Origin of the sequence: Kitasatospora sp. NPDC048715, from assembly GCF_043198905.1 — a bacterium.
GTDB lineage: Bacteria > Actinomycetota > Actinomycetes > Streptomycetales > Streptomycetaceae > Kitasatospora > Kitasatospora lactacystinica.
Map to the genome: position 1 here is coordinate 1 of NZ_JBICVH010000002.1, position 25,844 is coordinate 25,844.

Annotated in this window: 9 protein-coding genes and 1 pseudogene; 5 read left to right on the forward strand and 5 right to left on the reverse strand. The window is 73.7% G+C overall.

Features of this window, described 5'->3' with window-relative positions; all coding sequences use genetic code 11:
• Both ACGFSC_RS04265 and ACGFSC_RS04270 read right to left on the reverse strand, forming a co-directional pair.
• Positions 1-1,286, reverse strand: a 1,286-nt coding sequence (locus ACGFSC_RS04265; RefSeq protein WP_392862406.1) for a condensation domain-containing protein, incomplete at its 3' end; no start/stop codon positions are given.
• Complete coding sequence (locus tag ACGFSC_RS04270; protein WP_359906851.1) at positions 1,243-2,529, reverse strand: MFS transporter; 1,287 nt, start codon at positions 2,527-2,529, stop codon at positions 1,243-1,245. The genes ACGFSC_RS04270 and ACGFSC_RS04265, both read right to left, overlap by 44 nt.
• A 1,105-nt stretch (positions 2,530-3,634) precedes the next feature.
• Between ACGFSC_RS04270 and ACGFSC_RS04275 the strand changes: the two are divergent.
• Positions 3,635-3,778: pseudogene (locus ACGFSC_RS04275) on the forward strand (GNAT family N-acetyltransferase); the annotation flags it as partial.
• A gap of 215 nt (positions 3,779-3,993) precedes the next feature.
• Here ACGFSC_RS04275 and ACGFSC_RS04280 read toward each other — a convergent pair.
• Positions 3,994-4,929, reverse strand: a complete 936-nt coding sequence (locus ACGFSC_RS04280; RefSeq protein ID WP_359906848.1) for a glycoside hydrolase family 19 protein — start codon at positions 4,927-4,929, stop codon at positions 3,994-3,996.
• A 376-nt stretch (positions 4,930-5,305) separates the two neighbouring features.
• Here ACGFSC_RS04280 and ACGFSC_RS04285 point away from each other — a divergent pair, with 376 nt between their 5' ends.
• Both ACGFSC_RS04285 and ACGFSC_RS04290 read left to right on the forward strand, forming a co-directional pair.
• Complete coding sequence (locus ACGFSC_RS04285; RefSeq protein WP_359906846.1) at positions 5,306-6,493, forward strand: cytochrome P450; 1,188 nt, start codon at positions 5,306-5,308, stop codon at positions 6,491-6,493.
• A 303-nt stretch (positions 6,494-6,796) separates the two neighbouring features.
• Complete coding sequence (locus ACGFSC_RS04290; RefSeq protein WP_359906844.1) at positions 6,797-7,261, forward strand: phage tail protein; 465 nt, start codon at positions 6,797-6,799, stop codon at positions 7,259-7,261.
• 109 nt (positions 7,262-7,370) lie between these two features.
• Here the strand turns inward: ACGFSC_RS04290 and ACGFSC_RS04295 are convergent, their stop codons facing one another.
• Complete coding sequence (locus tag ACGFSC_RS04295; RefSeq protein WP_359906842.1) at positions 7,371-10,187, reverse strand: hypothetical protein; 2,817 nt, start codon at positions 10,185-10,187, stop codon at positions 7,371-7,373.
• Between the two features lie 326 nt (positions 10,188-10,513).
• Positions 10,514-11,635, reverse strand: a complete 1,122-nt coding sequence (locus tag ACGFSC_RS04300; RefSeq protein WP_359906839.1) for a hypothetical protein — start codon at positions 11,633-11,635, stop codon at positions 10,514-10,516.
• A gap of 407 nt (positions 11,636-12,042) precedes the next feature.
• On the opposite strand from ACGFSC_RS04300, the gene ACGFSC_RS04305 reads away from it, so the two are divergent.
• Both ACGFSC_RS04305 and ACGFSC_RS04310 read left to right on the forward strand, forming a co-directional pair.
• Positions 12,043-16,224 carry an amino acid adenylation domain-containing protein gene (locus ACGFSC_RS04305; RefSeq protein ID WP_359906836.1) on the forward strand — a complete coding sequence of 1,394 codons (4,182 nt, stop codon included), beginning with the start codon at positions 12,043-12,045 and terminating at the stop codon, positions 16,222-16,224.
• Positions 16,224-25,793, forward strand: coding sequence for an amino acid adenylation domain-containing protein (locus ACGFSC_RS04310; protein ID WP_359906833.1), 9,570 nt, complete (start codon positions 16,224-16,226; stop codon positions 25,791-25,793). Before ACGFSC_RS04305 ends, ACGFSC_RS04310 begins: the two co-directional genes overlap by 1 nt.
• Positions 25,794-25,844 lie beyond the last annotated feature (51 nt).

Sequence of the window (25,844 nt, forward strand, 5' to 3'; positions counted from 1 at the left end):
GGCACGTAGGCGCCGCCGGCCTTGAGAACGGCGAGCAGGGCGACGACCAGGTCGGGTCCGCGTTCGAGGCATACCGCGACCAGCGTGGCGGGGCCCACGCCGAGTGTCCTGAGGTGGCGGGCGAGCCGGTTCGCTCGGGCGTTCAACTCCCGGTAGGTGAGGGACTGTTCGCCCGAGATCAGCGCCACGGCGTCCGGGCGTTCGCGTGCGCGTTCCTGGAAGAGCTCGGGGACGCCGAGGTCCACCGGGAAGGGTGCGGCCGTGTCGTTCCACTCCACCAGGAGCCGTTCGCGTTCGGTGGCGGTCAGCAGGTTCAGTTCGCCGATCCGGTGGTCGGGGCCGGCGGCCGCGGAGGCGAGGAGCTCTCCGAAGTGGCCTGTCATTCGTTCGATCGTCGCGCGGTCGAAGAGGTCGGTGGAGTACTCGACGCAGGCCGTGATGCGGTTGCCGTCCTCGCGGAACGACATCGTCAGGTCGAGGGCGGAGGTCGTGGCCTCCAGGGACAGCGGTTCGGCGTCCAGTCCCTTGAACTCCCATTGTCCGTCGAAGCCGTCCTGGGCGGCGAGCATCACCTGGAAGAGCGGGGTGCGGGAGAGGTCGCGCTGTGGGGCCAGTTCCTCCACCAGGCGTTCGAAGGGGACGTCCTGGTTGGCGTAGGCGTCCAGCGCGCGGCCCCTGACCTGCCGCAACAGCTCACGGACCGTCGGGTCGCCGCCGAGGTCGGCGCGCAGGACCAGGTTGTTCAGGAAGAACCCGACCAGCCCCTCGGTCTCCGGCCGGTTCCGTCCCGCGATCGGCACGCCGACCGCCACGTCGGACTGCCCCGAGTACGTGGAGAGCAGCACCTGGAACAGGCCGAGCAGCACCATGAACAGTGTGCAGTCCTCGCGCCGCGCCAGCTCCCGCAGCCCACCGGTCACCTCGGCCGGCACCTCGAACTCAAGGCTCGACCCGCGACCCGACCGCACCGAGGGCCGCGGCCGGTCCGTCGGCAGCTCCAACGGCTCCAGACCCGCCAACGCCTCACGCCAGTAGGCCAATTGACCATCAACAACCGATGCGGATAAGTCGTCGCTACCCACAGCCATCGCTCCGAGAACCTCTCTAGGCACAGGTCGGCACCCCTCTCGTGCGGGTTGGAGTTCTCTCCGCAGGGCATGCAGGAGAGCTCGCAGCGCACAATGAAGGGGGCACATCAAGAATGAAGACAAGCCAGTCGGACAACACTCAAGAATGAGGTGCTCAGCGCTTGGCGGTCGCCGCCGCAACTCCTTCAGGAGCCTCATCGTCACCGTTGGGCGACGACGGGAACTTCCGCATGGTGCGCAGCGGCGAAAGGAGAATCGGAATAAAGGCGAAACAGCCCGCGGCGGCACACACGAAAAGCCCCTGGCGTACCCCGAGCCACCCGGCCACGGCGCCGCCCAGTACGGAGCCGACGGGCATGAAGCTCCAGGTCAGGAATCGCATCGTGGCATTTACTCGCCCGAGATATTCATCGGGGGTCAGGGTCTGTGTGCAGCTGACTTGAGTGACATTGTAGACGACGATCATAAACGCCGTGACACCGTCGGCGCAGGCCGCGATCCAGAGCGTCCAGCCGGATCCGACAAAGGGAAGGACGAGCGCAAAAGGGGAGCCGAGGAGCAGGATCAACCACATGGCAGGACCGGGGCCGGCCTTCTCGGAAATCCGCCTCGCCAGGAAGGACCCGAGGAGCCCACCCGCTCCGGATACGCTCAGGAAGATTCCGATCAAGGCGGGCGACAGATCGAGCGTCCTCGCCAGGAAGAGCATCATCACCGTGTAAGCGGCATACCACGTCAAGTTCAGCCAGGCGGAGGACCCGGCGATCGCGAGGAGCCGAGAGCTTCCGCGCACCAGACGGAGCCCAGCCCCGATCTCCTGGAGCATACGGGATTCCGTTCCACGGACCGGCTCCGCCTCTTCGGCGCGAATCCGTGCGATGCAGGCCGAGGAGATCAGAAGGCCGACGCTGGTCACCACGAAGGAGACCGGAGCCGTGAGCAGTGCCACGGCCTGACCGCCCAGTGAAGGGCCACCCACGGCAAAGACCTGCTGGACGCCGGTGAGCTTCGCATTCCCCTCCAGTACCCTGTCCCGACCCACAAGGCTGGGGAGATAACTCTGGTACGCGACGTCAAAGAATACGTTGCACACGCCGAACAGGAGAACGGTGGCGTAGAGCTGCCAGATCGAAAGGAGGTCGACCCACCAGCACAGAGGAATGGAAAGAAGAATGAGAGAACGCGCAAGCTGGCACAGGGCAAGGATTCTGCGACGCCGAAGCCGGTCCACCCACACGCCGGCCGGCAGGCCGACCAGCAGGAACGGGAGAGTGAGGAAGGTGGAGACGAGCCCCACTTCGAACGCTCCGGCATCCAGCGCAAGGACTGCGACCAGCGGGATGGCGATCCTCGCCACACTGACACTGGCGGCACTCACTGCCGTAGCGGCGAAGAGCCCCCTGAACCCTCGGTCTTCTAAAATTCCCGGCTTTTTGGTCATGAAGTTACCATCATAGACAACCAGTCACAGTAAATTGGCAAGGATTTCGCCGTTCGGCGGTCCGGAAAATGATGCCACCGGGGTGGCGAAATTTGCGACAGCATTCGCGAACTGGCCATCTGGAAAATGTCTCGTGCGGGGCCGGCGCGTCAAGCGGAGTGGTGCATCCCGATGGGGGTGGATCTGTCCTGCCGGCCGGATCTCCACGAACGGGGGGGCCTGGCCACTCCGTCGGTCCCTTGTCCCGGCGTTCGGCGTCTCGCTGTCGACCGTACACCGCCGGTGCGCCGCCCCCGCGACGGCCGGGCCTTCGAGGCCCTGGTCATGGTGGTCCGGTGGTCCGGCCCGGACTCGACAGTGGCGAGCGGGGTGACTGCCACGGGGGGAAGGCCGTACGCACCGTCTCCTGGCTGCTCGGCCACCGCCAGCTGACCGTGCGACAGGAGCGGGTCGGCGACCGGGCCAACGCTATCCCCGTCCTTGCTGCAGCTCTGGCCTGCGACAAGGGACTCGTCGGACTCACCGCACGGGACATCCGCCAGGGCGACGTGGGACACGAGGGGCTCTCCTTCTGCATAGGCATCCCGCATGGGTTTCGCCGAGACGAACGGAGTGTTGTTGCAATGTAACATTGCACATGTCTCAGTGTGTGGGGCGATGGCTTGAAGGTCAACTACATTCTCGGCACCCGCAGTTCGTGATCATCGGCGCACGGTCGCGGTGGCGGTGAGGATGTCCAGGTGAGCCGCCCCACGGGCGGATGCGGAGGCCCGCGGCGTGCAGGGCGGGGCTGGAACTGTACGTGGTGAGCATGTTGTTGGGCGACCGGGCCGAGGGAGAGGACGAGCGGGGGCAGGGGCAGGGGCAGGTGACCGAACCGGGTGGGCAGGATGGCTGGTTACCGCCCCTCCTTCAAGGGGTGCGGAAATCCGTGGGCGGCCGCACGGAAGATCACGTACTGTGTGGCTCCACGCCCCGAGACGAACGGAAGGAGGCGAGTGCCGTGCGGTTCACACCTTTCCAGCGCTCCCTCTTCCGCTGTCCCGGCGTGGTTCGTGAGGTCTGACCGGGAGCGCTCCAAGCAGCCTGTATCCCGGAGGAATCCATGACCGATCCGGTCATCCGCGCGCTCTCCGCGAGCGACGCTCATCTCTTCGACGCACTCCCCGACCCCCTGGGCGCCCGTGAAGGCCATCGGCGTACCCGGTTCCGCCCCGACTGGAAGCGCGTCGGTACGAACTCCTGGTGGAGCGCTTCCTGTACCGCTGGACCCCGGAGCGAGGTCTGCCCGAGCGGCCCCGGTCGCCTGTTCCTCCCGGCGGGCCGGGCGGCCTGGCGAGGAGTAGCACGCGGTGGGCGGTCCGGTCCGAGAGCAGGGCCGGACCGCCTGCCGGCGCCGGCCTGCCCGGTCCGCTGGCTTCGCGGACCGGGCAGGTGATCAGTTGTCGGACGGGTCTTGGGTGTTCAGCAGCTCAGGTTGTTGCCCGGTACGGTGCCGAGCAGCTGGGTGAAGCGCTGGTAGGCGTTGATCCGGCTCTGCACCTGTGCGGGGTTGCCGCCGTTGCACTCCAGTGAGCCGTTGATGCTGCGGATGGTCTCGCCGAAGCCGTAGCCGTTGACGATCGCGTTGTGGGGGGTCATGGTGCCCGGCCCGTTCTGGGTGTTCCAGTACCAGAGTGCGGTCTTCCAGGCGACGGCCGGGTCGGTCTGCACCAGGTTGGGGTTGCGCAGCAGGTCGATGCCGAGGGCGTCGCCGGCCGCCTTGTAGTTGAAGTTCCAGCTCAGCTGGATCGGGCCGCGCCCGTAGTACGCGGCCTGCCCGGCCGGGCAGCCGTAGGGCTGTGAAGTGTCGCAGTAGTGGGGGTAGTTGGCGGTGTTCTGCTCGACCACGTAGACCAGCGCGCCGGTCTCGTGGTTGACGTTGGCGAGGAAGGCCGCGGCCTCCTGCTTGCGGACGGTGTCGCTGCCGGTGGCCGCGAAGGCGGGGTAGGCGGCGAGGGCGTCGATCAGGCCCTGGTAGGTGTAGAAGGGGTTCCGGTTCGGGAACATCTGGTCGAACTGGGCCTGGCTGACCGGGAATCCGCTCGGGTTCGGCGTGCCGGTGGACGTGGACGTCGGCGTGACGGTCGGGGTCGGGGTCGTCGTCGGGCCGGTGCCGCAGCCGCCCTGGTCGGACCAGACGCCGGAGCCTCCGGTGCTGGGCGGCTCGTTCTGGGTCCACCACTTGGCGAGCCAGTTGTGGCCGTCGTAGGAGACGGCGGCGCCGCCGGTGTAGACGGCCGAGGAGTTCCAGGGCGTGGCGCAGACGGCGGCGCTGGCGTTGGCCGCGGGCAGCAGCAGGACCACCGCCAGCGCCGTGGCGACGGCGGAGAGCAGTGCGAGCAGGCGTTTCGTGGACACTTGATCACCCCTTGTGCGGTGTGGGGCCGCACGGTCGTGGAGGTAGGGACGTCGGGGCAGGGGAGCCGGGCCCCGCGGGTGGGGGCACGTCGTGGGGGACGGGCCGACCGGGGTGCGGGCCGGTGCGGGCTGACCCAGACTCAAGCGGAATGGTCTATACCTGTCAAGGGGTTCCCGGAAAAGACGCACCCAGCGGAACGGCCGGGGAGGAAACAGGGGCCGGGGGCGGCTCCGGCTCGGGGGAGGGAGCGGGTGCGAGGCCTCCGCGCCCCCGCGCGCCGCACAGGACCGAGGCCGACGCGCGCAGCGGCACGAGCGCCTGGGTATCGGGAAGTCGGTATCGGCAAGTGGGTATCGGGCGATCACGGGAGGTTCCATGAGTGAGCAGCAGGAAGTGCCGCCGATCTCGATCTTCTACCGTCGCGACGGGCTCGGCCCGGGCCCGGCACTGGGTGAGGTCCAGCGCGGGGACCGGGTTCGGCGCGTCCAGGACTTCTGGCTGCACCGGGTCGGTGAGTACTGGCTCGTCACCCGGCACGCCGACGTGCGGCGCGTGCTGGCCGACCAGGAGACGTTCGCGATGTACGACCCGCAACGCGCTCCGGTCCTGCCGAACGAGCTCCTCAACATGGACCCGCCGGAGCACACACGGCTGCGCCACGTCCTGACGCCGGAGTTCACCGGGAAGCGGATCCGCTCACTGGAGCCGATGATCCGCACCCTGGTCGGCGAGCTGATCGACGCCATGGAATCGCGGGGTCCCACGGCGGACCTGATGGCCGACTTCGCCCTGCCGCTGCCGCTCGGGGTGATCTGCGCGATGCTCGGCGTTCCCGACCCCGACCAGGGGCAGTTCCACCGCTGGTCCCGTACCACGCTGGATCTCGGGCTCCCCATCGAGGAACGGCTCGCGGCCGGCCGGGAATCGCACGCGTACATGGCCTCCCTGGTGGCGGAGAAGCGGCGCAGCCCGGACGACGGGATGATCGGCATGCTCGTCCGGGAGCACGGCGGCGCGGTGTCGGACTCCGAACTGGTCGGCGTCTGCGAGTTGCTGCTGCTCGCCGGCCACGTCACGGTGTCCAACACGATCGGCCTGGGCGTGCTCGCCCTGCTGTCGCACCCGGAACAGGCCGACCGGTTGCGCGACGCCACCGAGGGCGATCCGGTGATCGACACCGCCGTCGAGGAACTTTTGCGGTACCTGTCCGTGTCCAGCACCGCGCTGGCCCGGACCGCGCGGTGCGACACCGAGATCGGCGGCGTGCCGATCAAGGCCGGTGACCAGGTCGTCTGTCAACTGCCGGTGGCCAACCGCGACCCGGCGCTCGGCGCCGGGATGGACCGCTTCGACATCGCACGCAAACCCGTGTCGCACCTGGCGTTCGGGCACGGCCCGCACCACTGCCTCGGCGCTCCGCTGGCCCGCGCCGAACTGCGGATCGCGGTGCCCGCGCTCCTGCGGCGTCTGCCCGGTCTCGCGCTCGCGTGTCCCGCCGAGGACGTGCCCTACCGCGTCAACAACGAGGTCTACGGCCTCGACGCACTGCCTGTCACCTGGTGACCCGTGGCGTCGACGGGAACCAGGGCGGCGCCGGGCACGGTGCGACGGACGTCCGCCGCGGCCTCCGGCACCCCGGCCGCACCGTCCAGGCAGGTCGGAGAACGGCTTCACCGGGCGCGACACCACCTTCAGGACCTGGAACCAGCCCCACCCGGCCCGCATACTGGCGGGAGCCGACGGCATCCCGGTCCACGGCGACCAGCGCTCGGAGCGGGACGTGGGACGCGGGACGAGGCAGCACTCGTTCCGGCGCGGGTGCCGGGGCGTCCGCCGTCCACCGACGCCGACGAGGAAGAACCCGCCATGACCTACACCGTGGATTTCGACACCGTCTCGACCGTCGGTCTGGAGTCTTCACCCGTCGCGGAGGCGCTGGCCGGTCTGCGGGCGAACGAGGCCCGCTACTTCAGGAACAAGTACGACCACGCCTTCACGGTGGAGCCGGCCGGCGACGCCCGGGAGGCCGTCGACTGGGTGCACCGGATCCTCAAGGAGGAACGGGACATCGTCATCGCGTCCCGCCCGCTGGAGGCCACGGCCTTCCAGGTCGAGAACATCCGCATGGCCTATGTCTTCTACGAGAGCGGGCTGTCGGTCAACGTGATGTACACCGTCGACGACGCCAAGAAGCGGGCGGTCGGGTTCAAGCTCTCCGAGGGGATGGAGATCCCGGAGGAGCTCGCCTCCCGCTTCAAGTTCGCCCGGCAGAAGTCGAAGCTCGCCGGTGTCATCCGCGGCTCGTTCTTCGTCGTCAAGAACGAGTACTGACCGCCGCACCCCCGCGTCCGGCGGCCCGGCCCGGCCCCGCCCCCGGCCCCGGGGACCGGAGCGACCGGGCGACCGGGGCGCCGACCGGGGGCCCTGGCTGCTCCGGGTGTCACGACTGCTCACCCGCCCGCAGTTCGGTGGCGATCCGGCGCCGGCCGGCGACCAGCGTCTCCACCACCACCCCGAGCCCGACCAGCAGGGCCAGGCCCGCGGTGGGCAGCAGCACCGGCATCAGCACGGGGACGACGACGTCCCCGACCTTGGCGCCGACCAGCGTCGAGATGTCGAAGGCCCCGCCCAGCAGGGCGACCGCCGCCAGTGCGACCAGGCCGCCGCCGACGGCCGCGGCCAGGGTCTGCGGCAGCGCCTCGGTCATGATCAGTGCCAGCCCCTGCCGCGGCCGCATGCCCATGGTGCGCAGTCGGGCGAGCACGGCGGTGCGGTCGGGCGCGGCCCGGAAGAGCGTCAGCAGGACGGCGAGCAGGGCGAATCCGGCTCCGGCGGCGGCCGCGTACCGGAACAGCCGCCCGGCGGCGTGCTGCAGCGGGTCGTCACCGAGCGCGGCGGCGGTCTCCCGGCTGCTGTGCACGGTGTATCCCGAGGGCAGGCCGTGGGTGTCCTTGCCGACGGCGGTGGCGTCCTCCGCGATCAGCTTGGCCAGTCCGACCGGCCGGTCCCCGCTGTTGTCCCGCAGGACCGTTCTGACCCGGTCGGGGTCGACGTCGCCGACGGCGAACCACGTGTTGACGCGCCTGGTGTCCGGCAGTCGTTCCCAGGCGGGGCCGGCGGGGACGACGACGAACGGCTTGCCCGGGTCCGGCAGTGCGGGGGTGGCGCCGACGACACCGGCGACGGTGAGGTGCAGGTCGTTGCCGTTGGGCGTGCGCACCCGGGACGGCCCTGCGGCCAGGCGTTCGGCCAGGTCGCGGCTGACCAGGGCGGGCACCGGGGTGTCCCGGCCGCCGCCGGACGTCCCGGCCAGCTTTGCCGGATCGAACCCGCCGACGCCGAGGGCCCGGGCTATCTCGGCGTACGCCGCCGGGTCGGCCACCACCACCAGGTCGGCCTCGGTGTAGTCCCGGTCGGTGGCGAAGAAGCGGGCTCTGGGCTCGATCCAGGCCGCGGTCGAGGCCCGGACGCCGGGCAGGGCGGCGGCGGCCTCGGTGAACGGCGCGGTCAGGGTGGCGTAGTCCGGGAGGGCGACGCCGATGTCCCCGCCCGTGGCGATGCGCGCGGCGCGGGTCCGCACGTGGTCGACGGTGTCGAGCACGGTGGCGCCGAAGCCGGTCGTGGTGACGGCGATCAGCAGGGCGAGCAGCGGCAGCACGGAGGGCTTGCGGCGGCCGGAGCCGTCGCGGGCGGCCCGGGCGAGGCCGAGGAAGCCGATCGGGCCGCGGCCCCGGCCGGCGAGGGCGGCCAGCCGGCCGACCACCACCGGTTCGATCCTGGCCAGCAGCAGTCCGCCGGTGACGGCGAGCAGGAGCGGCGCGGCGACCAGCAGCGGGTCCACCCCGGCCCCGGGGTGGCCGACACCCCGGCGTCGGACCTCCGCCACGGCCGCGGCGGTGACCGCCAGGACGGCGAGTTCGCCGACCAGTCGGCGGCGGCCGCCGGCCGGTCGTCGACGGGACCACAGCAGGGCCGCGCGGACCGGAAAGGCCAGCAGCGCGATCAGGGTCGCGACCAGGGCGGCCGACACCGCGCGGTCCCACCGGGGGGTGGGCAGCAGCACCAGGGCGAGGGCCGTGGCGAGCACGGCGGCGGGCAGGACGGTGACCGCCCCCTCGCCGATCAGCCGTCGCAGCACCCCGGCGAGGGAACCGCCGCGAGCCCGGAGCAGCCGGATCTCGGCGGCGCGCCGGTCGGTGGTGAGCGCGGCGGCCAGGAAGAGCACCACGGTGGCGACGCCCGCGACGCCGGCCGGGCCGATCGCGCTGAGCGGCAGCGAGGCACGGTAGCGCTCGTCCGCCCGGGTGAGGACGTCGGGCAGGCCGGAGACGGTCTGCAGGTCGGCGCGTCCGGTCGCGTCGAGGAGGGCGGTGGCGTCGCGCCCGGTCAGGAAGGATCTGATGACGTCGCGGGTGCGGTCGATCCGGTCGGCGTGCAGCGAAGCGGGGTCGACGGGCAGCCGCCAGAAGTTCTCGGCGGTCGAACCCCAGCGGACCAGCGCGGGCAGGCTGCCGCCGTCGACGAACCCGCTGGTCGTCCAGTGCTCGTGGTCGGGCTTGGTGTTCAGGCAGGCGCGGGCCGGGCAGCCGAGGTCGTCCCAGAACGGGTCCTGGGGGTCGTTGACCCGGTAGAGGCCGACCACCACGGTGGTCCGCCTGGCGCCGGAGCTCTCGACGCCGTTGTCGATGACGTCACCGAGTTTGATGCGGATGGTCTCGGCGGCCTTCTCGCTGACCACGATCGGCAGCGGACCGCCGACGGCGCCGGGGGTCGGCCAGGTGCCGTCGGTGAGGGTGGCCCGGGCGGCCAGGTCGTGCAGGTGGAGCAGGCTGAGGACCGGGTAGGGCTCCTTGTCCGAGATGTGGGCGTACCCCGGATTGGCCATGGAGTGGTCGCCCAGGGCGCGGGCACCGTAGGCCTGCCCCGCTCGGGACGGCGTCAGCCGCCGGCCGACCTGTTCGACCAGTTGCCGCTGCACCCGGTCGAGTTCGACGGCGGTGTCGTCGTCCCGGGTCCTGGAAGTGGTCTGCAGGCTGGTCTGGTTGGGGCCCTTCCCGCTGACGAAGTCCTGGAGTGCCGTGTCCGCGCCCCGGTCCGCGATGCGGGGGAGGGCCGCCGCGAGGAAGACGGTGACGAACGCGAGGGCCGCCATGAGCAGCGCGGACAGCGGGTTCGCCCGCAGCCTGGTGCGGACCCAGCGCGGTGGGCGGTGGGCGGAGTCGCGGGTGGGCACGGGGGTGCCGGCCCGGGCGGTCACTTCTCCTCCACGTGGCGCAGCCTGCGCACAACGGAGCCGAGCATCACGTTCCTCCCCCGGTCGCGCCCCGGTCGCATCCCGGCCCCACGCGTCGATCCGGTCCGGGGAGGTCGGCTGCGGACGGGCACCCTGCGGGCCCAACCGGCGCACTGATCACCGGCATTCGGTCACCGGATAGCGGACGATGCTGTCAGATTCAATCCGGGAACGGAAGTCACACCCGAGGGCCGCCCCCGCCGTTCGGCGGGGCCGAACGGCGGGAGCGGCCCTCGTCCGTCGGTGGTCGCCGGCCGGTCGTGGCTCGACCGCCATGTCCTCCCGGATCCCTATGCGCTGTCCCGCGGCCCGGCCTTCGGCCGCAGCAGGGCCGGCGTCGGCTTCGCGCCCGACAGCCGTACGGCGGCGCCGCGGGCGAGGTCGAAGGCGAGCGCCGGGTCCTCCGTGCGGGTCCACGGCGGGCTGCCGCACCACGGCCCGATCGCCCGGAACTGCTCCAGGGCGATGCGGTGGAGCCCGGCGATGCCCGCGTAGTGGGCGAGCAGGTGCCGCAGGTGCGGCAGCCGGTCGTGGTCCGGGCGGACCCGGGCCAGCGCGGCCGCGACCTTGCGCACCGGGTCCCTGCCCAGCTCGCCGCTCAGCGTGGTGCCGAGGGCGCCGCGCAGCTCCAGCTCGTACAGCGCCTGCAGGTAGAGGCCGGGCAGCGGGCTGCCGGCCGGGGCCTTTCTGAGCGCCCGCTTGGCGAAGGCCAGCATCTTCTTGTCCGAGCCGGACCACTTGGCGCACCAGTACTGCATGGCCTGCCAGTGGCCCTCGTAGTGGAACGGCGCCCGCTCGACCAGGCCGCGCCACAGCTCCTCGAACTGCTTGGGCGTGTACTGCGCGCCGCGGGCGGCGGTCACCATGACGACCCAGGGGCCCGGGTCGGCGGGGGCCAGGAGGGCGGCCCGCTTCGCGGCCTCGACGGCGGCGGGCAGCATGGCCCGGAAGGTCAGCATGGCCTCCTCGGGCACCTCGTGGGTGTCCCGGGAGCCGCGGACCGTCCAGGCCGCCTGCACCATCCGGCCGGCCTCCAGGGTGGCCGCGTCGCAGTTGCCCGGCTCGGCCGCGCGCCAGGTCTTCAGCCAGCTGTCGTTCCGGTCGGCGATGGAGTCCAGCAGGTCGAGCCGGTACCAGCGCTCGTCCCAGTCCTGCCCGGCGGCCTCGACGTACGCGGCGGCGGGCCTCCAGTCCCCGGCCCAGGCCGCCTCGGCGATCGCCAGGGACTCCTGGCGGAGGTGCGGGGGCGGCGGCGGCCCGGCGCGGCCCGGGTCGAGCCGGTCGCGGGGGGCCATGCCGTACGTGGGCGCGTCGAACTCGGTCCGGGCCCAGTTCCGGGCCTTGTTCCTGCGGAACCTGAGGACGGCGGCGAGGGCGAGCATGCCCAGCACGCCGAGGATGAGGTACGTCACGGCGGAGCATCATCCTTGATCGCGGCTCGTGCGGGCAACGGGACGGACGGGCGCCGTGCTCCGGTGACGGCGGGCGCGCGGACGGACGGCGGAAGAAGATCCAGGCTCTTGCCCCGGCCGAATTAGTCATCTTAACTATGCATTCAGAGGCGTTGATCCACTGCACGTCGTCATCGCCGGCTTCACGGGCACCCTTGTGTGCCGCCCTGGACCGCCCGAGCTCCAACGGATGCCGACCGTCCGTCACCCCGGGGTTCCGCGCGCGTTCGAAGCGATCCGTGCGATCCGATCGGGGGCCTCGGTCCGGGCGATCCGATCCGTACCACCGGGGTCACCGGCCGCTCCCCCCAGCGCCGCCACCGCGCCGTCGATCCCTGCAACGACCCTCCCCCAGGAAAGGTCTGGCCTTGTCGGAGACGTACGAGCCCCACGGCACCACCACCGACCAGGCGGACCCGCGTCCCGCGCTCGGGGCCGCCACCCCGGCGGCGGCCGGGGTCCGGCTCCCGGAGCCCGCGCCGGGACAGCAGCGGCTCTGGGCGCTGTCCCAGCTGGACGGCGCCGACGCCGCGTACAACGAGACCCTGGCCTTCACCCTGCGCGGAACCCTCGACCGGGCGGTGCTCGCCCGCGCGCTCGACGAACTGGTCTCCCGGCACGAGGTCCTGCGCACCCGGCTGGTCGCCGGCGGAGACGGCCTCCACCAGCTGATCGGTCCGTCCGACTCCGGCTACACCCTCGCGGTGGACGACCTGACCGGGCTCCCGGACGCCGGGGCGCGCGTCACCGCCCTGCAGCGCGCGGAGTCCGACACGCCCTTCGACCTGAGCCGCGGCCCGCTGGCGCGCGGCCGTCTGGTCGTCCTGGCCGAGCGGCACCACGTGCTGCTGCTGACCCTGCACCACGCGGTCTTCGACGGCTGGTCCATGACCGTGATGCTGCGTGAACTCGGAACGCTGTACACGGCGTTCCGTGACGGCGCGCACTCCCCGCTGCCGCCGCTGCCCCTGCAGTACGCCGACTACACCCGTTGGCAGCGGGAGTGGGCGTGCGGGGACGAACCGGCGGTGCAGGCCGCCCACTGGAGGGAAGCCCTCGCCGGCGCCCCGGCCCTGCTCGAACTGCCCACCGACCGCCCCCGACCGCCGGAGCAGGACCACCGCGGCGGCCGGGTGCCGCTCTCCATCGACCGGGAACTCGGCACCGCCCTCACGTCGCTCGCGCGCCGGCAGGGCGGGACCCTGTTCACGGCCGTGCTGGCCGGCTGGTCCGTGGTGCTGTCGCGGCTGACCGGGCAGAGCGACATCGTCGTCGGCGTCCCGACGGCCAACCGCCGCCGCGGCACCTTCTCCGACCTGATCGGATTCTTCGTCAACTCCCTGGCGGTGCGGGTCGACCTGGCGGACTCGCCGACCGGGTCGGCCGTGCTGAAGCAGGTGCGCGGCGCACTGCGGGCCGCCCTGAAGCACCAGGACCTGCCGTTCGAGCAGGTGGTGGAGCTGATCAACCCGCCGCGCAGCACCGCCCACACCCCGCTGTTCCAGACCATGGTCGCCTGGCAGCCCTCCCGGAAGGGCCTGCTGGACCTGCCCGGGATCGAGGTCGAGCCGCTCGGCATCCCGTACGCCGGGGCCAAGTTCGACCTGGCCCTGTCGCTGGCGGAGGAGGACGACGGCCGGGTGGCCGGCCATCTGGACTACGCCGTCGCGCTGTTCGACCACCCGACGGCCGAGCGCTACGCGGGCTATCTGCTCCGGGTGCTGGCCCAGCTGGTCGACCGGCCCGACCTGGGCGTGGACGAGCTGGAACTGATGGACGAGGAGGAGCGCCGCCGGGTGCTGTCGGAGTGGAGCGGCGCCGACCGGGCCCACCGGGACGACGGCACCAGCCAGAACGACCGGGACGACCAGGACGGCCGGGACGGCCGGGACGGCCGGGACCGCCGGGACGACCGGGACGATCAGGGCGACCGCGCCGACGGGTCGGCGACGCCCGCCGCTGCCGCCCCGGCCGGGTTGGTCGAGCGCTTCCAGGCCCAGGTCCGAACCCGCCCCACCGCTCCGGCCCTGGTCCGGGACGGGGAGCGGCTCGACTACGCCGCGCTCGACCGCCGCGCCAACCGGCTGGCGCACGCGCTGATCGCCCGCGGCGTCGGCCCGGACCAGGTCGTCGGCCTGCACTCCGGGCGCTCGACCGAGCTGGTGGTGGGCGTCCTCGGCATCCTCAAGGCGGGCGCCGCCTACCTGCCGCTGGACCCGGGGCAGCCGGTCGAGCGGCTGGCCGCGATGGTCGAGGACGCGGCGCCGGCCCTGGTGCTCAGCGACGCCGACGTGCCGCCCGGGGGCTGGCAGCCGGTGCGGGCGGTCGAGGCCGAGGCGGAGCGCGACGACGCACCGGGGATCACCGTCGGGCCGTCGCAGCTCGCCTATGTCATCCACACCTCCGGCTCCACCGGCCGCCCCAAGGGCGTGGCGGTGACCCACGGCAGCGTCCTCAACCTCTTCGACACCTGGCTGGCGCGCTTCGGGGCCACCCCCGGCGAGGCGGCCTCCGCCTGGTCGAGCATCGGATTCGACGCCTCGGTGCACGAGTTGCTGATGCCGCTCACCACCGGCGCCGTGCTGCACCTGGTCCCCGACGAGCTGCGCGGCGACCCGGAGGAACTGCTGGGCTGGATGCGCGAGCACCGCGTCGTGCAGGCCTTCCTGCCGCCCTCCTACGTCACGTGGATCGACGAGGACGCCGAGGCGCGCCTGGACGGGCTGGTGCTCCGTCAGCTGCTGACCGGGGTGGAGTCCCTCCCCGAGAAGGCGCTGCACCGCATCCAGCAGGCGCTGCCCGGCCTGCGTATCTGCTACGGCTACGGGCCCACCGAGGCGACGCTGTACAGCACCGCCTACACCGACCCGCGGCCGCTGGACCGGCCGTGCCCGATCGGCCGCCCCCTCGACAACACCCGCCTCTACCTGCTCGACCGGCGGCTCCGGCCGGTGCCGACCGGGGTGACCGGCGAGGTCTTCCTCGGCGGGGCGAGCCTGGCCCGGGGCTACCTGCACCGTCCGGACCTGACCGCCGAGCGCTTCGTCGACGACCCCTTCGCGCCCGGTGAACGCCTGTACCGCACCGGGGACCTCGCCCGCTGGCTTCCGGACGGCAACGCCCAGTACCTCGGCCGCGGCGACGACCAGGTCAAACTGCGCGGCTTCCGGATCGAGCCGGGGGAGGTCGAGGCCGCGCTGCTGGCCCTCCCCGGCGTGCGGGAGGCGGCGGTGCTGGCCGACCGCGACGCCGCGGGCGAGCTGCGCCTGGTGGCGGGCGTGGGCCGGGGCGACGCGGAGCCGCGCCGACCGCACGAGTGGCGTGCCGCCCTGGCGCGGCGGCTGCCGGACTACATGATCCCCGCGCTCTTCGTGGAACTGCCGCGGCTGCCGCTCAACCGCAGCGGCAAGCCGGACCGCGCCGCGCTGCTGGACGCGGCCCGCTCCGCGACCCGTGCCCGGGTGAACACGGCGAGCCCGCGGGACCACGTGGAGATGGCGCTGCACACCATCTGGCGGCGGGTGCTGCTCCACCCCGGCATCGGGATATCCGACAACTTCTTCGATCTGGGCGGCACTTCGATATCGGCCATCAAGGTGGCCCTGGCCGTCCGTGAGGAGTTCGGCGAGACCCTGCCGATCCGCGACCTCGTGCAGAACCCGACCATCGAGGCCCTGGCCGAACGGCTCCGGGCGGGGGCGTCGGGCGCACCGGACGGCAACCTGGTCGAGTTCCGCCGGGGGGACGGACAGCAGCGGGTGGTCTGCGTCCACCCGGCCGGCGGTACCGCCTTCTGCTACCTGCCGCTGGCCGCGGCGCTGCCCGACCGGGTCGGCGTCCTCGGGGTGCAGTCGCCCGGGATCAACCCCGGGGAGACGCCGCTGCCCACGGTCGAGGCCATGGCGGAGCAGTACCTGGCGCTGGTCGACCCCCGTCCGGACGAGGCGCTGGTGCTGTGCGGTCTCTCCTACGGCGGCCTGGTCGCCCACGAGATGGGGCGCCGACTGGCCCGGGCCGGGCACACCCGGTTCAGCGTGGTGCTGCTCGACACCCACGGAACCGAGGACACGGAGCAGCTCGCCTCGATCGAACCCGTGCCGATGGCCGAGTTCCGCGACAAGCTCATCAGGTTCAACGGGATGTACCCGGGGATCGAGGACGAGCAGATCGACCGGTACTTCCGCATCTACAACCACAACCGGATGACCGCCCGCGACTACCGGACGCCGCCCTCGCCGGCCCGGCTGGTGCTGGTCGAGGCCGCCGGGGACGCAGTGGCCGCCGGGGACGCGAACCGGGAACAGGAGGAGCAAGCGGCGCGTGCCGTACGCGCGTTCTGGCAGCGGCGCGCCGGCGGCGGCCTGCTGGTCGAGCCGGTCGCCGGCGGCCACTGGGACCTGCTGGAGAGCGCGGCGGTGCCCCGGATCGCCGAGCTGATCGCGGCCGAGCTGGACCGCCATCCGGTGCCCCCGCCCGCCCCGGCCGAGCCCGTACCCGGACAGCCGTCCGTCGCGTGCGTCGCGTCCGCCGCGTCCGCCGGGGAGGCCTGATGCCCGCCGAGAGCGCCGTGAGCGCAGCGCCCGGCACGCCCACGGCCACCGGCCTCGCCCTGGCGGTGCACGAGCAGGCCCTGCGCACCCCCCGGGCCGTCGCGCTGGTCGACGGCGACGTCCGGCTGGACTACGCGGGCCTGGAGGCCGCCGCCGCGGCGGTGGCCCGCGGGCTGCGCCGTGCCGGCGTCCGCCCCGGTGAGGCGGTGGCGGTCTGCCTGCCGCGCTCCTGGCAGCTGGTCTGCGTCATGCTGGGCGTCCTGCGGCTCGGCGCCCTGGTCGTCCCGCTGGACGCGCAGAGCCCGGCGGAACGCCGACGCCACATCCTGACGGACTCGTCCAGCGTGGCCGTGGTCCACGGCGGGACGGCACCCGACGACCTGCCGGTCCGGGTGCGCCCGCTGGAGGCGGCGGCGCTGCTCGCGGCCGGACCGGGCGACCTGGAGGCGGTCTTCACCGGGGCGCCGGTCTCCTTCCTCTTCTACACCTCGGGCACGACCGGCCGCCCCAAGGGCGTCGAGGTGCGGGACGCCGGCATCCTGCGGCTGGCGAGCCCGGGGTACATCCGCATCGAGCAGGGAGCCCGCTACTCCTGCCTGTCCAATCCGGCGTTCGACGCCTTGAGCTTCGAGGTCTGGGTGCCGCTGCTGACCGGCGGCTGCTGCGTCGTCCTCGGTGACGAGGCCGTCCAGACGCCGCACCGGCTGGCCGCCGCCCTGCTGCGGGAGCGCATCGACACGGCCTTCGTCACGGTGGCCCTGTTCAACGCGGTGGTGGACACGGAGCCGTCCTGCTTCGCCGGGGTCGGACAGCTGCTGGTCGGCGGGGAGCAGCTCAACGCCCGGCTGATCCGCCGCTGGTACCGGCACAACGCGGCGGCCCCCACCCGGCTGCACAACGTCTACGGCCCCACCGAGGCCACCACCTTCGCGCTGTGCCACCCGATCCCGCGGGACTTCGACGGGGACCTGGTGCCGATCGGACGGGTGCTGCCGGGGACCGGGGCCGTGCTGGTGGCCCCGGACGGCGACCGGGTCGCGGCGCCCGGGGAGGTGGCCGAACTCCATCTGTCCGGCGCCGGTCTCGCGGCCGGCTACCGCGAGCTGCCCGAGGAGACGGAGCGCCGGTTCGTCCGGCTGCCCTGGTACGACGACGGCCGCACGACGCACTACCGCACCGGCGACCTGGTGCGGGCCGGCGCCGACGGCCTGATCGAGTACGTCGGACGCGCCGACCGCCAGGTGAAGGTCCGCGGCTTCCGGATCGAGCCCGGCGAGCTGGAGCGGCAGATCGTCACGCATCCGGCGGTGCGGCAGGCGTACGTGTGCACCCGCAGGCGCGGGGAGGACGGACCGAACGAGCTGCTGGCGTACGTCGTGCTGGGGGAGGATGTCCCGTTCGAGGAGTTCGACCGCCATCTGGCGGCCGGACTGCCGGGCTACATGAGGCCCCATCACATCCACCTCGTGGACGCGCTCCCGCTGAACGCCAACGGCAAGGTCGACCGGGCCGCCCTGCTGCGCCGCGGCGACCGGCCCTGGCGCGGCCCGGAGGGCGACCGTCCGGGCGCCGCGGCCGTCACCGCGCGGCAGCGTGAGGTGCTGGCCCTGGCGGCCGAGGTGCTCGGGGTGCCGGACCTGCGGCTGGGCGACCGCTGGATCGCCTCCGGCGGCGACTCGCTCAAGGCGCTGCGGCTGCGCTTCGAGGTGCGCCGGCGCTGGGGCTGCGAACTGCCCCAGGCCCGCGTGCTGACCGGGGACGTGGCGGGGATCGCCCGGGCGGTGGCGGAGGCCGGAGCCGCCGACTCGCCGTACCCGGTGCCGCCCGCGCCGACCCGGGCACGCTCGGCGTCCGCCACCAGCGAGCAGCAGCGCCTGTGGCTGCTGCAGCAGCGGGCGCCGCGCTCCCGGGCCTACGCGGTGGAACTGGCCTTCCGCCTGGACGGCCCGGTCGACACCGCCGCGTTGCGCGGTTCGCTGCGGGAACTGGTGCGGCTCCACGCGGCCCTGCGCACCGCCTTCGAGGCCGCGCCCGACGGCCTGCGCCAGCTGGTCGGGGACCCGTACGACCCGTGGACCGAACCCGACCCGGGGACCGAACCCGGCCTGCGGGCCGAATCCGACCCGGGGGTGGTCGGCATCGGCGGCGAGGACGATGCGCGCGCCACGGCGGAACGTTTCTTCGCGGTGCCGTTCGACCTGGCCCGCCCCCGGATGCTGCGCGCCCGCTGGCTGCCGCAGGACGGGGGAGGGGTGCTGCTGCTCCACCTGCACCACATCGCGGTCGACGGCTGGTCGCTCAACGTCCTGCTGAACGACCTGTCGTCCGGCTACCGGCACGCCCTCGACGGCGCCGCCGAGGCCTCGCGGCGGACGGACACCGCCCCGGTGCCCACCCCGCTGGACTACGCCGCCTGGCAGGCCGACTGGTTCGCAGGCCCCGCCTACCAGGCCCAGCGCGCCGAACTGCGGGCCCACTACGCCCGGTCGGAGGAGGCGGTGGACCACGAGCCCGGTGACCCGGCCGGAGCCCCGCCCTTCTCCCGGGCCGGCCTGCTGCACACCTCGCTGGACGTCGTGCGGCGCGCCGCCGTGGACCGGATCTGCGCCGAACTGGGCATGACCCGCTTCGAGTTGCTGCTCGGCGTCTTCGCCTGGAGCCTGTACGGGGTGACCGGCTCGGCCAGGCCGCGGATCGCCGCACCGGTGGCCAACCGGCCGGTCCAGGAGTTCGAGGGCAGCGTCGGCATGTTCGCCAACACCGTGCTGCTGCCGCAGGCCGTCGCGCCCCGCGAGGAGCTGCGCCGCCAGCTGCTGCGCCAGGGCGCCGAAGCCCGCCGGGTGCTGGACCGCCAGGACGTGGCGCTGGCCGACGTCCTGGCCGACCGGGAGCCGGCCCGGGGCGACTCCCCGTTCGACTACCTGTTCGTCCTGGAGAACACCGACTTCGGCGCGCTGGCCCTGCCCGGCTGCGCCGCCCGCCCGCTGTGGTGGGCCCCGGCCGAGGCCAAGTGCCCGATGACGCTGTCCGTGGTCGAGCGCGAGGGCGGTCTCGACTGCCTGTGGGAGTACGCAGACGACCGCTTCGACGCCGCCGAGGCGGCGGCGATGGCGGGCCTGTTCCGGCGGGGTCTGGACCTGCTCGCCGAGGGCGGGACGGCGACCCCGGCCGAGCTCGCGGCACCCTACCGCCGCGCACTGCCGCAACCCGGTCGCGGCGCCCCGACGGTGCCGGCCTGGACGACGGTGGCCGAGGGCTTCGCCCGGCAGGTCGCCCGGACACCCGACGCACCGGCCCTGATGTCCGACGGCCGACCGGTGAGCTACGCCGAACTCGACGCCCACGCGGCGGCGCTCGCCGCCGAACTGCGGGCCGCCCACCCGCTGCCGGACGGGGACGACCGTCCGTGCTGCGTCGCGCTGCACCTGGGGCCGTCGGTCGAGCACGTGGTGGCGCTGCTGGCGCTGGCCAGGCTCAACGTGACCATCGTGCCGCTCGACCCGTCCTATCCACCGGCCCTGCGCCGCCAGGTGCTGGACCAGGTGGAGCCGCTGTGCGTGCTGCTGTCCCCGGGCGGTGACCCGGAGTTCGACGCGGTCGACCCGGGCCGCGTCGCGCGCCACCCGGTGGTGCTGTCGCCCGCCGCGCCCGCCGTACCAGCCGTACCAGCCGCGGCCACCGCCCCGGCGCACCGCGGGGCCCGACCGCTCTACACCCTGTTCACCTCGGGCTCCACCGGTGTCCCCAAGGGCGTTCAGGTGTCCGACCGCACCCTGTGCAACCTGCTGCAGTGGCAGGCGGAGTCGGGAGGACTGGCGGCCCCGGCGGCCACCCAGCAGTTCTCCATGCTCTCCTTCGACGTGTCCTTCCAGGAGGTCTTCGGGACGCTGTGCGCCGGCGGCTGCCTGCACCTGGTCCGGCCCGGCTGGCGGCAGGACGCCCCCGCGCTGCTGGAGCAGCTGGAGACGGCCGGCGCGGAGCGCGTCTTCATGCCCTACGTGGCACTCCAGCTCCTCGCCGAGCACGGCGTCCACCTGGGCCGCTACCCCTCGCGGCTGCGGGAGGTGGTCACCGCCGGCGAGCAACTGGTGTGCACCGAGGCGATCCGCCGCTGGTTCGCGGGCCTGCCGGGCGCCCGGCTGTTCAACCACTACGGCCCGACCGAGACGCACGTGGTGAGCAGCCTGTGCCTGGACGGCGATCCGGCCCTGTGGCCGGAGCGTCCCGCCATCGGCCGGCCGGTGGCCAACGCGGTGCTCACGGTGGTCGACGAGGCCGACGAGCCCGTTCCCCCCGGCCGCGCCGGCACCCTGCTGATCGGCGGCACGATGGCGGCGCGCTGCTACCTGGGAGACCCGGCGCTCAACGACGCGCGCTTCGTCGAGCTGCCCGGCGTCGGCCTGTGCTACCGCAGCGGCGACCGGGCCCGCTTCGACCGGCAGGGCCGGCTGCACTTCCTGGGCCGGGACGACGACCAGATCAAGCTGAGCGGACACCGGCTGGAGCCGGGACAGGTCGAGGCGGCCCTGCTGCGGCACCCGGACGTCGTCAACGCCGTGGTGGTCCGCGACGGCGAGGAACTGGTGGCCTGCCTGCAATGCCGTGGGGACGCGCCCACGGTCGAGGACCTCACCGCGCACCTGGCGCCGATGCTGCCCGGCCACGTCCGGATCGCCCGCTTCCGGGTGATGGGGGAGCTGCCCAGGACCCCCAGCGGCAAGCTGGACCGCCGGGGCGCGCTGCGCTCCGCCGGGCGGGAACTGCGCCGCCCGACGGCCCGTGCCGCCGGCCTGTCGGCGCGCGAGGCCCTGCTGACCGAGGCGTTCGAGGCGGTCACCGGCCTGGCGATCGACCCGGGGCAGACCTTCTTCGACGCCGGAGCCTCCAGCCTGGGCCTGATGCGCTTCCAGCTGCGCTGCACCACCGAAGCGGGCCTGCGCTTCACCGTCGCCGACCTGTTCGAACACGTCACCGTACGGGCGCTGGCCGACTTCCTGGACCGGTCGGCAACGGCCGCGGACGGCGGACCCCCACGCGCCGCGACCACGGGCCCCACCGCCGCCACCGAGGCCACCACCGCGGGCCCGATCGCCCCGGACGAGCCGATCGCGGTCGTCGGCATGGCGGTACGGCTTCCGGGCGCGTCCGATCTCGCCGCGTTCTGGCGGATGGTCACCACGGGCGGCACCGGCATCGAGCACTTCGACGCCGCCGACGGCCTGGTCGGGGCGCGCAGCCAGTTGGACGGCCCCCTGGACTTCGACCCGGACCACTTCGGCATCGGCCGGCAGGAGGCCCGGCTGATGGACCCCCAGCAGCGGCACCTGCTGATGAGCTGCGTCGAGGCCCTGGCACACGCCGGTATCGCCGACCCGTCGGGTGCGCGCGTCGGCCTGGTCGCCGGAGCCGGTGAGAGCACCTACTTCCAGTCCATGCTCCGCGAGGCCGACCCCGAACGCCTGCCCGACGGCTTTCAGTTGGCCCTGCACCACGACAAGGACTTCCTCGCCACCAAGGCGGCCTACCACCTGGGGCTGACGGGGCCCGCCTTCACCACCCAGGCGGCCTGCGCCAGTTCGCTGGTGGCCGTCCACGTCGCCGCCGGGATGCTGCGCCAGGGCGACGCCGAGGTGATGCTGGCGGGCGGAGTCCTGGTCGACCCGACCCTGACCGGCGGATACCGCCACCGGCCGCAGCACATCTTCTCCGTGGACGGTCGCTGCCGGCCCTTCAGCGACGACGCGAGCGGCACCATCGGCGCGAGCGGCGTCGGCACGGTGGTGCTCAAGCCGCTCCGGCTGGCCCGACGCGACGGCGACACCGTCTACGCCCTGATCACCGGCACGGCGTTGAACAACGACGGCTCCGACAAGCTGAGTTACAGCGCCCCCTCGCTCGCCGGGCAACGCGAGGTGATCCGCGCCGCCCTGCGCCGCAGCGGCCGCAGCGCCGCCGACCTCGGCTATGTCGAGGCCCACGGCACCGCCACCCGGCTCGGCGACCCGGTCGAGGTCGGCGCCCTGCGCCAGGCCTTCGACCTGGACCGGTCCGGCCACTGCGCGCTGACCTCGGTCAAGAGCCAGATAGGACACCTGGGCGCGGCGGCCGGCGTGGTCGGGCTGGTACGGGCCGCGCTCGCGGTCCACCACGGCGTGATCCCGCCCAACGTCGGCTTCCACGCCCTCAATCCGCAGCTCGGCGCCGACCCCACGCCGTTCTACGTCCCCACCGAGGCCCGGCCCTGGCCCGCGGACCGGGACAGGATCGCGGCGGTGAGCAGCTTCGGGATCGGCGGCACCAACGCCCACGCGGTCCTGGAGGCCGACCGGCCGGCCCCCGGGACGACGGGCGCAGCGGGCCCGACGACGGGCGGATCGGGCCCGACGACGGGCGGATCGGGCCCGACGACGGGCGACGCGGCACCGGACACCCCCGTGCCTCCCTGCCTGCTGCTCTCCAGCAGCAGCGAAGCGGGCCTGCGCGCCGACGCCGCCCGGATCGCCGACTACCTGGAGGCCCGGCCCTCCGCCTATCCGCAGGTGCTGCGCCACCTCCAGGCGGGCCGTCCCGCACGCCGCCGACGGCTGGCAGCGGTCTGCCCCGACGCCTCCGCCGCCGTGGCCTGGCTGCGCGGCGCGGGCCGGATCACGGACGCGGCAGCGGGGGAGGGGGAGGCCCACGCAGGGGCACCGGTTTCGAGTGAAGGCCTCACCGTCGAGGAGACGGCCGCGGCCTGGCTGTCCGGCGAGCGGATCGACTGGCCCGCCGGCCCTGCCCAGGCACCGTGGGACTTCCCGCCGCCGGCCTTCGAGCTGGCGGAGTTCGACTTCCCCCGCGCCACGGCGGCCCCGGTCCCGGCGGCCCCGGTCCCGGCGGCCCCGGTCCCGGCGGCCCCGGACCCGGCCGGCCCGGCCGCCGCCGACGTTCCGCGGCGCCTTCCGGAGGACGCCTGGCTGCACCAGCCGCACTGGGCGCGGCTGCGCCGAGCGGGCTCGGCGATCGGCTCGCGCACCTCCCGGCCGCTGGTGCTGCTCACGGACGGACCGGAGCCCCCGGAGGCGGTCCGCGCCTTCGAGGCCGCCTACGCCCGGGTGGTGCGGGTCCGTGCCGCCGGGGCGTTCGCCCGGCTGGGCGACGACGCCTACGAGGTCGACCCGGCCGACCCCGCCTCGCTCGGCCGGCTTCTCGACGCACTGGCGGGTACGGGTACGGGCACAGGTTCGGGTGCGGGCGAGGACGGCATCGACTGGGTGCACGCGCTGCCGCTGGGGATCGGCGGACCGGTCGGCCGGGACAGCCTGGCCCGGGCCCGCTGGGCCTGTCTGGACACGCCGGCCGCACTGCTGCGGGCCGTGGCCGACGCGGCCGGGCCACTGCGGCTGAGGCCGTGGTGGCTGTCGTACCGGGCGAGGCCGGTGGACGGCCCGGTGGAGCGGCCGGAGGCGGGCCTGCTGGCCGGTGCCGCCGAGGTGGCGCCCCAGGAGGGAGCCGGGGCGGGCCACTGGGTCGACGTCCCCGGTGCGGACCCCGCCCACTGGGCCGTACCGCTGGCGGCACTGCTGGCCGGGGCCGCGACCCCGGCGGCCGCGGCCGCCCTTCCGGGCCGGCTGGCGCTGCGCCAGGGCCACTGGTGGGAACAGGTCACGCTGCCGGTGTCCACGGCCGGCCCGGGCCCCGTCGGGCTGCCTGTCGGAGGCGTGCACCTGGTCCTGGGCGGCACCGGCGGGATCGGCCGCAGCATCGCCGGCTGGCTGCTGGAGAACGGCGGCGCCCGGGTCCTGCTGCTGGCCAGGAGTCCGCGGCTGCCGGAGGAGCTGACGCCCTGGGCCGACCGGGTCGAGCTGGTCGAAGCCGATCTCGCCGAGTCGGCGCCCGAGGAGGTGATGGCCCGTATCGGCCGCCGCACCGAGCGTCTCGACAGCGTGATCCACGCCGTCGGGGTGGCGAGCGGCGGGCTGATCGCCCGGCGCGACGCCGAGGCGATGGGGCGGGCGTCCGCCGCCAAGCTGCAGGGCGCGCTGCTGGTCGAGCAGGTGATCGAGCGCTACCGGCCGTCGGTGGCGGTGTACTGCTCGTCGATGTCCGCGGAGCTCGGCGGTGTCGGCCAGTTCGACTACGCGGCCGCCAACAGCCTGCTCGACGGCTTCGCCCAGTACCGGTCGTCCGGTGACGCCGGGACCACGGTCCGGCTCGGCGTGAACTGGGACGTGTGGAGCGAGGCCGGCATGGCGCTGCGCGCGCCGCGGGCCGACGCACGCCACCGGACGCATCTGTCGGTCGGGCTGACGGTGGCCGAGGGCAAGCGGGTGTTCGCGCGGGCCATGGGACTGCAGCTGCCGCAGGTGCTGGTCTCCACCACCGACCTCCACGCGTCCCGCGCGTTCTACTCGGCGCCCGGCGCCGGGGCCCTCGTGCCGCCCGCTCCCGCCCTGCCCACCGGGACCGGGCCGTCTGCTGGCGCCGCGCCGTCCGCTGGCGCCGCGCAGGTGCTCACGGGGACCGCGCCGGTGTCCGCCGGAGGCACCGTGGGGGCCGAGACGGCCGACGGCAGCGCGGCCCTCCTGCTCCGCGACCGGCTGTGCGACTGGCTGGATCTCGACCGCATCGATCCCGACGCCCCGCTCTACGACCTGGGCGCCGACTCGCTCACCCTGCTCGACCTGATCGGCCTGGTGAAACGTCACTTCGATGTAGAGCTGGAACTGTCACGGCTCAGCCACCGGGTCTCCCTCAGCGAGATCCTCGCCCGGCTGTCCGAGGCGACACCCGCCGGGGCCGTCGCCACGGAGGGCGTGGTTCCGGAGGTCTGGCAGCAGGGCACCGGAACCGACGTGCTGTGCCTGGTGCACCCGGTCGGCGGCGACATCCAGGCCTACCGGTCCCTGGTGTCGGCACTGGGCCCCCGGCCGACCGTCTGTCTGATCGCCGATCCCGCGCTGGAACGGCCCGGGACCGCGGACTGGACACTGCCCGAGCGGGCCCGCCGCTACGCCGCCGCCCTGCGGGCGCGCTTCGCGGACGGCACCCGGCGGCTGCACCTGGCCGGTTGGTCCTTCGGCGCCTGGGCGGTGATGGGGATGGCCGCGGAGGCGGAGGCGATCGGCCGGCCGGTCCACGGCGTCCACCTGATCGACCCGCCGCCGCCCGGTTCCGGCGGGCTCTTCCAGGAGTACGACGATGCGCAGCTCCAGGCGGTGTTCGCGCACGAGCTCGGCCAGGGCGGGTCGGTGCCGGCCGGTGCCGAGGCCCACGGCTACGCCGAACGTCTGGTCCGGTGCTGCCGGGCCAACCTGCGGAGCATGGCCGACTACCGGATGCCGATGCTGAGCGCCACGCCCAGCCGGCTGTGGCTGGCCGGGCGGCCGGTGGAGGGGCTGCCCTGGGCGGGGTCGCCGGAGCGGCAGCGGGAGCTGTGGCGCCCGTACCTCCCGGAACCCAGCACCTGGCACCGGCTCGACACGACGCACTACGGCATCGTCCGCCCGCCGCATGTGCACGCGGTGGCGGCGGCGATCGCCGAGGCGTCGGACGACCCGCCCGGGGACCGCGTCGACCGCCCCCGGGCGTGATCCGGCGCGCTCCCCGCACCGGCGGTCCGGGCGGCATCGGGCCCGGACCGC